The sequence below is a fragment of the Acinetobacter terrae genome (assembly GCF_013004375.1).
Classification (GTDB): Bacteria; Pseudomonadota; Gammaproteobacteria; order Pseudomonadales; family Moraxellaceae; genus Acinetobacter; species Acinetobacter terrae.
This window is the reverse complement of sequence record NZ_JABERI010000035.1, coordinates 89,422-98,905: the sequence shown is the minus strand read 5'-3', so window position 1 is coordinate 98,905 and position 9,484 is coordinate 89,422. Positions and strand designations below refer to the sequence as shown.

Here is a 9,484-nt window from a genome sequence, read left to right as displayed (position 1 = left end):
GCAACATTGACGACAGAAGCAAAGGTACCTTGACCAGCGCCAAGTAAAGCAGCAAGCATCTGACCCACCTGATTCGAGTCGTCATCAATCGCTTGTTTACCTAGAAGGATAAGTTCTGGTTTTTCTTGTTCTACAATGCCTTTCAAGATTTTAGCAACTTCAAGTGCACCAATCTCATCAGCAGTTTCTACCAGGATACCGCGGTCAGCACCAAGAGCCATAGCAGAACGGATTTGTTCTTGCGCTTCTTTAGGACCGATAGAAACCACAACGATTTCTGAAACTGTTCCTTTTTCTTTTAAACGAACCGCTTCTTCCACTGCGATTTCACAGAATGGGTTGATCGACATTTTAACGTTAGTCAGGTCTACCCCACTATTGTCCGGTTTAACGCGAACTTTAACGTTGGCATCAACCACACGTTTTACAGCAACAAGTGTTTTCATACATTTCCTTCATTTTACCCTGCAACCCAATATCTATTTCTGACTTAAGGCGAGCTTGAACGTTGATGATTAATAAGTGACAAGGCAACTGCACCAATTAATCCGGCCAAAGCAATCACCATAAAATTTTGTTGAATGGGTAAATTTAGCGACACAATCAAGCCAATTAATAATGGTGCTCCGATTGCTCCCAAACGTCCCACGCCAGAGGCCATACCAATTCCTGTTGAACGAATAATGCTTGGATAAAATTGCCCACAATAAGAATAGGCAACAATTTGTGCACCCGTGGTGCATGCCCCTACCATAGCAATGGTGAAATACAGCATATTGATCGACATTGGCAAGGTCATTAAATACAGGAATACGCTACCTAAGCTATACATGATGACCAAAACCCACTTAATGTGGAAACGGTCTGCCAACCATCCCCCACCTATCGCCCCAATAATTGCGCCCACATTCAAAGCAATCACAAAAGTAAGGGCTGAGCCAAGGGAGTAACCGGACATTGCCATCAATTTGGTTAACCAGGTACTTAAGGCGTAGACCATGAATAAACAGGTGAAAAATGCCACCCAGAACATCAGCGTACTAAAGGCACGTCCATCACTAAATAACAGTCCAATAGAAGGCTTAGCGCTGTTTATATTGGTTTCATTTACAAATTTTGTGTCACTATTGATTTGAAGATCAGGCGCAATCTGCGCTACCAGACTTCTCAATTCGCTTTCTTTATTGTTTTTAGTTAAATAGCTGAGTGACTCTGGCATTGACTTCCAAATAAAGGGGATTAAAACGACCGGAATGGCCGCAGCATAAAAAACAACTTGCCAACCAAACTCTACAATAAACTGCTTACCTAAAACTGCTGCTAAAATACCACCCACCGCATAACCTGAAAACATTAATGACGTCATCAAGGTCCGTATTTTTTTAGGTGAATACTCCGTCATTTGTGCAACGACATTCGGCATTACCCCGCCAATCCCCAAACCCGCAATAAAACGGATAATACTAAAAGTAACAGGATCTTCAGCTAAACCCGCTACCGCAGTAAAGACACTAAATAAAAAAACACATATTACGATGGTTAAACGACGACCAATTTTGTCGGCCAAACCGCCAAAAAACATCGCACCAAACATCATTCCAAATAAGGCTGAACTCATCATAAATCCAGCAGTCGAAGCACTTACTCCCATTTGTTCCATAATTGAAGGTAAGGCTGCGCCAGAAACCGCAATGTCATAACCATCTAAAATGATAATCACTAAACACCAGATCAACACCTTCACATGGAAACGGTTAAACTTTGCTTCGGTTACCGTTTTTTGCATATCCACATGCTGCATACATCAACTCCTTGATCGTTTTAATTGTTCTGAATCTACGAATTTTAAAATCGCTTTTCCTTATTCTAAATCGCGATATCACTCATTGTTCGATAGGCTAAATTCAAAATTCCTTACACTCTTTTTCCGCTTTTCACTAGCCATTGATAGGTTAATTTAGGTGTAATTTTATGTCAATATATTTACATATATTTTTATTTAAATTAAATAAATACAATTACTTATACTTATTTATTTAAAAATTAAATATATGTATTGACATAAATTAAATAAATTCTATTCTTTTAAATACATCAAACCAAGGAACTGGCGCATGAGTGCGGAACTAAAATATCAAGACAATATCGCGATCATTACCTTAAAGCGCCCCGAAGCAAGAAATGCGCTGAATGCAGAAATGATTGCCAAACTGCAAGAATTCATCGCAGAAATTGCTCCACTCAACTTACGCGCTGCAATTTTTACAGGTGATGGTCATAAAGCATTTTGTGCAGGTGCCGATATTACAGAACTGCAGAACAAAACCCCTGCCGCGCATTTAAATACCATACAAATCGGCCAAAGCTTATTTGAGCAAATTAATCAATTAAAATTCCCTACGCTTGCCTGTATCAATGGCGCGGTTTTAGGTGGTGGTTTAGAACTGGCCATGGCATGTACCTTTCGAATTTGTAGTCCAAGCGCGCGCCTGGGATTACCAGAAATTAAACTTGGGCTAATTCCCGGATATGGCGGTACACAGCGCTTGCCTCGCCTAGTCGGGCAGACCAAAGCACTGGAGTTAATTATCAGTGGAAAAATTATTACGGCAGAAGAAGCACTTCATATTGGACTGATTAACCGTATTCTAGACTTGAGTGATCCCATTCAAACCGGTCGTCAATATTTGGATGAGTTCGGGTTGCAATTCCCAGCTGCCATTCAACATGCAATGAAAGCCGTTCAGACAGCCTCTGAACTGGATATTCAGGCCGGTTTGGCTTTAGAAGCAGAATTATTTGTCAATGTCAGCCAGACAGCCGATGCAGCAGAGGGAATTCAGGCTTTTCTAGAAAAACGGCCTGCACACTTTATTCAAAAATAATACCGATAGATGAAAGCGAGAATGGAGTCTGGCTTGAATAAAAACCAATTTAATGAAGATAAGAACAGTCTGGAATTTCGTCCGTACCTAGGCCAGTGCTGGGTGCAGGTTCCTGCCCGGATCTCAAGTATAGGCATGTCATTTTAGATCGGGCTGAATATATAGACATAAGCCAAAGCTTAAATGGCCTTCAAATGGCTGAAGTAAGATAGTACAGTACAGCGTTGTTATTGCTATTTTTTCAGGATGATCTCTGGATTTTAAAATACTCAACATCAACCCTAAAAGGAATTCATATGCATCAAGAACAACAAAATCTGGTGGATCAGGCGATTACTTCCAGACACTCCGTTCGCGCTTTTTCCAGCACCCCAGTGGAAACCCAACTGATTAAAGACATTTTAACTGTTGCCAGCCGTGCACCCTCAGGTAACAATATTCAACCCTGGAAAGTCTATGTCGTCACTGGGAAAAAGCGTCAAGAGTTAACTCGGCAGGTCTGCCAGGCACAAATTGAGTTATTCAATCATCCTGAACAAGCGCACCGCTATCAAGAACCATTTAAATATTATCCTGAGCAATGGACTTCGCCTTTTATTGAGCGCCGCCGCGAAAATGGCTGGGGGCTGTATGGCCTACTTGATATTCAAAAAGGTGAACAAGAAAAAATGCAAGCTCAGCATCTGCGTAATTATCAATTATTTGATGCACCTGTCGGCCTATTTTTTACCCTGCATACATCATTAGCCACAGGCTCAAAAATGGATATTTCAATGATGATTCAAAATGTGATGATTGCAGCCAAAGCGCGAGGTTTAGATACTTGCCCGCAGGCGGCATGGAATCCGTTTTCTTCGCTTATCTCTGACATTTTAAATATACCGCACGATGAAGAACTGGTCTGCAGCATTGCCTTGGGTTATGCTGACCTCACTCAGCGTGTAAACAGCTTTCATACTTCACGCTTGCCAGTCGAAGACTTTGCCATTTTCTATGAATGAAATATGGATATATAAACAAACTCTCCAGTATCATCACTTTCATCATTTTTTAGAAATAAAGGCCCCCAAATACGAGTATCATCACTTTGAATTGGCTTTAAATTCATCTTTTAAGACCTCATCAATTGAAGTGGGAAGCTTTTCTGAGACTTTAGATTCTTTTGTTAATGTATTAGCCCCCATAAAAACGGACAGTTAACTCGCTAATTTTAGCGATAGAAACTCCCGAGGGGATTTCATTTTTAATCCACTATGTGGATGATTGGAATTGTAATCTTCTATCCATACCGGCAAAGCGTTAAGCACGGTTGCAGCATCAGGCATATCATTCAAATAGACGTAATCCCGTTTAAATGTCTTTATAAATGCTTCCGCCATTCCATTGCTCTGTGGACTTCTGATTGGTGTGGTACAGATCCGAAAGCCAAGCGCATGTGCAAATTGCCGTGTCGATTTCGCAATATAACAACTGCCATTATCTGTCAGCCATTCAATTGGATGAGGCAAATAACTGACTGCACCAAAGCGTTTTTCCATGCTCTGTACAAGTACATCACACACCATGTCACTACTGATGCCAGTAGTTGTTGCAAGATAACTCATGACTTCCCGATCACAGCAATCCAGACTAAAGATCGCCCGTACTTTCTCGCCATTCCAACACTTGATCTCAAAGCCATCCGAACACCAGCGGCTGTTTGATACAAATACTTCAACTCGACCATCATGTGTCCGATCATTCTTTAATGGCTCAGCTCGCATGATAAGTGACTGATTCTGCTTCATTATCTGGTAAATACGTTTAGGATTTACCCGAGCAAGTTTCATCACATGCTGTTTTAGACGACGATTTAAATGTGCTGTAACACGCCTATATCCATTGCTAGGCAGTTGATCACAGATCTCCCGAATGATTGGCAATAAAACCATATCATCTGCCTTGCAGTATCTTAAACGAGAAACAGGTTCCGGCTGCTTCATTCGCCGATAGAGATTTGATCTCGACACACCTAAGGTCTGGGCTATTTGTTGAGTTGGGTATCGTCGGGTGGTAATAAGGGCATGTGCGATATGTACTTTTTTGTCTGGGCAATCTCTAAAGCATCTTTGAGAATTTCAGCTTCTACAGTTTTGCGGCCCAGCATTTGCTCTAGCTGTTTAACCTTTTTCAACAGAGCATTATAGTCAGACACACTGACGACCTGATCATTGGCTTCCACGGCAGTTACTCCACCATCTTGTATAAGTCTTTTCCATTTAAACAGCAAACTTGGAGAGATGCCATACTGTCTGGCAATAGAAGAAACGGATGAACCTGGTTGCATGGTCATGGCAACAAACTGGGCTTTCTCTTGAACGGAATAACGTCGACGACGCTGAACTGATATAATAACTTCAATACGTTCCATAGAACACTCCTAAACCCTAGTGCTATCACTAGGTCTTAATTGAGAAGTGTCCGTTTTAATTGGGGGCTATTACAGTTAAATCATAAAGACGCTTAAGATCGTCTAAGGATTGCCAAAGTAAGAGTAATTGGCGGAATGAAATTTCTCCAGTCAGTTCAAATTTTTTAATTGTAGACGCAGGCACACTACTACGCTCGGCAAGCGCTTCGCGAGATAACTTTGCCTGTTCACGTAATTGGCGTAGATGAACAGAAAAAGCCTGCTGTACATCTATATTATCAAGCAATAAAAATCTAGACATAGGAATTAAACAGAGATAATAGTATCTATCGTATACTAATTTAAGAATTATTGGATACTATTATGTCTATTTAACTTGCAAGTATTGAAGAGCCACACAGTGATAGATGAAATGGACTTTGTTGCATAAACATTTCAAAATTAAAAATTACCTAGACCCATTTTCTCAAGACAGTATTTGAGTATAGGCTCTGTCTCATTCAGTAAATTTGTTTAATCTAGCAATTATGATTATTAAGTTCATTCATTTTAAGATCAAAAGCTGTTGTCTGATTTTATTTAATAGAACCTAAATAATCGCCCCACCACTGCATCATTTCAATACGCTGGGTAAGATACTCAGCATGATTATAACTTGCACGAGTTTTATTTTTATCTGTATGGGATAATTGAGCTTCAATCCAATTTTGTTGAAAGAATCCAGACTCATTTAATATGGTACTAAAGGTAGAACGCAAACCATGTAAGGATAACTCATTTTTACTATAATTCATTTTACGAATTATAGTATTTAATGTATTAAAATGAAGATGTCTGTTTTTATTTTTAGGACTATAAAATACATATTTTTCACCATGCGACCATTCTAATGCTGATCTTATAATGAGAATAGCCTGATCTGACAAAGGAACCAAAAAATCAGGAATATCATGACCTAAAATGACTTTACGTCTAAACTGTTTGATATGCAAAGCAGGAATTTTCCAAATTTTATTATCTAAATCAAAGTGATGAGGTTCACTCAGCAATAATTCAGCCCCTCGTACTCCAGTGTAAAGCTTAAACCATAATGCTTTTTTAATAATAGGATGAGTATTAACTTCATTTAATCTAAGTATAAAATTTGATATATCTTTTTCCTTTAAATATGGATAATTTTTCTTAATTTTATTATTGACCAATATTTTATGTAAACCATTAGCAATATTATATTCACAATAACCCATTGCTACAGCATAATCATAGATTTGATTTAAATAACTATACGCTTTTTTAACTGGCTCTTTTACATCCCGATATTCTATTTTCTTTACAACTGTAACTAAATCATATCGTTTCACTTCATTAAATGGGATATCACTTAATTCGGGATATATATCATTATATAAACACTTTTTTGATAACTGAATAACGCCACAACGTGGCTCATCTTTAAAAGAGTTTTTTATTTTGAATTCCAACCATTCCTCACAAACATCTTTGAAAGATTTTATTTTTTTGCTATGTATATTTTCCCCCATGTAATTATTTAACTTATATTCATCTCGTGCATATCTTGCATCCTTCAAGGACATGACAGGATATAGGCCTAATTTAACTCTAGGGCGTTTGCTCGATCCTGCTACAGAATACCGATAACTCCATGACTTACGTCCGTTAGGTTCAATCTTCAAGCTTAAGCCATCATCATCGGCTAAGTAGTAAATTTTATCCTTAGATTTGGCTTGGCGTATCTTAAATTCTGTAAGACTCATGAAATTGAATTAAACCACTAACTACACTAAATACTTTCATTATATCAAAATAAAGCTAATTATATGTGATGCGTATGATACGCATCACATATAATTATAAATAATTGTTTTTAAATATTTAAAAAGAAGTATATTAAATTTTAGTAACCATGTTAGTTACCATTTTCAAGTATAAGAAATGTATTAGAGGCTTGGTTGCATAAATATTGAAAAGTAATATTCCCATAACCCCTTAGATTTAAAATGTAAATCGGGTTTGTAATCTGGCTAATTATTTTAATTTATTGAGACCAATTGGTCATATAGTAGGTTGTAGGTGTGAGCTTATTCAGGGAGATATAAGGCCTCTTTCATAAATCATTTTTACTCAGCTCCAAGTTATAAATTCCAGCAATTAAATTGAATTCTCAAACCGAGTCTTTTGCCTCTATTTCGATAACGCTCAGCAAGGATTTTGAAGGTTTTCAGCCTGCCAAATACATGCTCAATTCCTATTCTTCTTTTATTGATTTCCTGATTATAGATTTTTAGTTCAGGATCCAATTTACAACGTCTTTTGGCTTTTAAAGGTAACAGACTATTCGGATGCAGAGCATAAAATACCCTGATAGCCTTTATCTGCAAGGATAAAAGCCCCAAAAGGAATCTGGTTTAAATTGCGTTTGAACAACTCGAAATCATGTACAGCACCGCGACTGCTACATAAACTCAGAATTTGCTGAGTCCTGTAGTGAATCATGGCCTGTACTTTAAAGGTATGGGTCTTTTTCTTGCCGCTATAGCTTTTCTTCTGTTTTTTTAGGCCTTTGGATTGGAATTTCCGTGGCATCCACGATCACAACATTCCAGTCGATGCCTTCACCTTCGGGTAAATCTTTGGGTAAATTAAAAAGATTGGACTGAATCAGGCAGTCTTCAACATGACGTACAACTCTTGAAGCTGTCGGCTCTGAAACCCCGTAACTCGTCGCAACGTGAAATAAGGTTCGGTATTCCCGCCAATAGCTTAGACAGAGCAGAACCTGGTCTTCCAGGCTTAACTTGGGCGGTCTGCCTTTAGTAGGAACATGTTTCTTCAATTGCTCAACCATTAAATAGAAGGTTGACCATGAGATGCCGGTGTATCGCTTGAACTGAGGATCAGAAAGCTTGTTTGAATCGATGTATTTCATCCGCAGATTATGCACGAATGCTAAGAAATCCGGAGTGCAAATATCAACCAAAAAGAAGATCACTTTTTGAATTATGAAAGAGATCTATAGTATTGGAAAATAAATAATCTTGAGTTTTATATTTAAACCCTCCATTAGCTCAGTTCATGGAGGGAATCTAAGCATCAATATTAATATATATTCTCTATATGCTGCTTATTCCACACAGGCCACAGCTTTTCCAAGGTTTTTTCAAATTGTGAATTCTCTGTTTGCCACTGTGGACTCTTGTCTTTATCAATAATTAATGCCCGCACACCCTCGATAAAATCACCCTGCTCTAACCAGATATCCTGTATATCGCGCTCAAGCTGCATACATTTTTCAAGTGATAAATTCTGTCCTACCTGTTGTAACTTCAAACTGGTTTGTTTAGCCAATAAAGGACGTTGTTGCAAAATGGCCAGTGTTTTATCAGCCCAGGTTTGATCCTTAGAATTCGTTTCATGCGCGAGACTATATTCAATGTCTTCCAGTTTTTGATAAGCAAAATGCTTATCAATGTGCTCTGCGCGTTTTTGTAATTCACTTTCTGCAGGGTCAGTTATAAAATCGCTAATCATTTTTCTAATTTTTGGGTTATTCAAAGCAGATTCAGCGATCAATGCAGCCTGTAATTCCGCAAATTTATCACTCGGTATATGATAATCAACAAGATCTAAATAAAGCGCATCACTGCTGCTGATTTGCTCACCCGTAAGTGCAAGATAAACACCAATTTCATCGAGTCGTGACAGAAAATGTGTCGCCCCTACGTCAGGGAAAAAGCCAATTGCGGTTTCCGGCATGGCAAAGCGCGATTTTTCACTAGTGACCTTAATATGACAGGCTTGGGCCAAACCAAAGCCGCCACCCAATACATAGCCATCCAGGAAAACAAGGACCGGTTTGGCAAATTTACGCAGGGTATTGAGCATCACGTATTCAGCAGCAAAGTAATCATGATGTCCTGTATTACCCGCTTTATAACTGTCATACAGATAACGAATATCACCTCCGGCACAGAAGGCTTTGGGACTGTTAGAATTGATTAAGATCGCTTGTACATTCGGGTCATGACGCCAGTGTTCTAACTGTGCCTGAATGCCTTGAATCATGGAGATAGACAAGGCATTCAGGTGAGTCGTACGATCCAGGCTAATGATGCCTAGACCACCTTGTACGCTAATCGCTAAATTATTTTCATCGCTCATTATTGTTTTC

The 9,484-nt window shown here is 38.7% G+C and carries 11 protein-coding genes; 2 read left to right on the top strand and 9 right to left on the bottom strand.

Features of this window, described 5'->3' with window-relative positions:
• Both HLH14_RS13425 and HLH14_RS13420 read right to left on the bottom strand, forming a co-directional pair.
• On the bottom strand, window positions 1-446 hold a 446-nt coding region (locus HLH14_RS13425), incomplete at its 3' end, for an electron transfer flavoprotein subunit beta/FixA family protein (protein WP_171533246.1).
• 44 nt (window positions 447-490) lie between these two features.
• Window positions 491-1,801 (bottom strand): MFS transporter, encoded by a 1,311-nt coding sequence (locus HLH14_RS13420; protein WP_067723179.1) that lies wholly within the window; start codon window positions 1,799-1,801, stop codon window positions 491-493.
• Between the two features lie 313 nt (window positions 1,802-2,114).
• Between HLH14_RS13420 and HLH14_RS13415 the strand changes: the two genes are divergently transcribed.
• On the top strand, window positions 2,115-2,885 hold the full coding sequence (locus HLH14_RS13415) for an enoyl-CoA hydratase/isomerase family protein (RefSeq protein WP_171533245.1): 771 nt from the start codon (window positions 2,115-2,117) through the stop codon (window positions 2,883-2,885).
• A 296-nt stretch (window positions 2,886-3,181) separates the two neighbouring features.
• Complete coding sequence (locus HLH14_RS13410; RefSeq protein ID WP_067723180.1) at window positions 3,182-3,886, top strand: nitroreductase; 705 nt, start codon at window positions 3,182-3,184, stop codon at window positions 3,884-3,886.
• A gap of 195 nt (window positions 3,887-4,081) precedes the next feature.
• Here the strand turns inward: HLH14_RS13410 and HLH14_RS13405 are convergent.
• From HLH14_RS13405 to HLH14_RS13380, 7 genes are all read right to left on the bottom strand, one after another.
• Window positions 4,082-5,295, bottom strand: a protein-coding gene (locus HLH14_RS13405; RefSeq protein WP_378320832.1) for an IS3 family transposase whose coding sequence is annotated in 2 segments (ribosomal slippage) — window positions 4,082-4,974 and window positions 4,974-5,295 — 1,215 coding nt in all. Because the reading frame shifts where the segments join, the coding sequence is not laid out codon by codon here.
• A gap of 55 nt (window positions 5,296-5,350) precedes the next feature.
• Complete coding sequence (locus HLH14_RS13400; protein WP_067723183.1) at window positions 5,351-5,596, bottom strand: helix-turn-helix domain-containing protein; 246 nt, start codon at window positions 5,594-5,596, stop codon at window positions 5,351-5,353.
• Window positions 5,597-5,870: 274 nt separating this feature from the next.
• Window positions 5,871-7,070 (bottom strand): tyrosine-type recombinase/integrase, encoded by a 1,200-nt coding sequence (locus HLH14_RS13395; protein ID WP_086194099.1) that lies wholly within the window; start codon window positions 7,068-7,070, stop codon window positions 5,871-5,873.
• A gap of 378 nt (window positions 7,071-7,448) precedes the next feature.
• On the bottom strand, window positions 7,449-7,613 hold the full coding sequence (locus HLH14_RS16165; protein WP_252152432.1) for a transposase family protein: 165 nt from the start codon (window positions 7,611-7,613) through the stop codon (window positions 7,449-7,451).
• A gap of 34 nt (window positions 7,614-7,647) precedes the next feature.
• Window positions 7,648-7,899, bottom strand: coding sequence for a transposase (locus HLH14_RS16160; protein ID WP_265733411.1), 252 nt, complete (start codon window positions 7,897-7,899; stop codon window positions 7,648-7,650).
• A complete protein-coding gene (locus tag HLH14_RS13385) occupies window positions 7,847-8,242 on the bottom strand; it encodes a transposase family protein (protein ID WP_086194100.1) in 396 nt (131 codons plus the stop codon). The genes HLH14_RS16160 and HLH14_RS13385 overlap by 53 nt, the downstream gene beginning before the upstream one ends.
• A 170-nt stretch (window positions 8,243-8,412) precedes the next feature.
• Window positions 8,413-9,474 carry an enoyl-CoA hydratase/isomerase family protein gene (locus HLH14_RS13380; RefSeq protein ID WP_086194101.1) on the bottom strand — a complete coding sequence of 354 codons (1,062 nt, stop codon included), beginning with the start codon at window positions 9,472-9,474 and terminating at the stop codon, window positions 8,413-8,415.
• Between the last annotated feature and the right edge of the window lie 10 nt (window positions 9,475-9,484).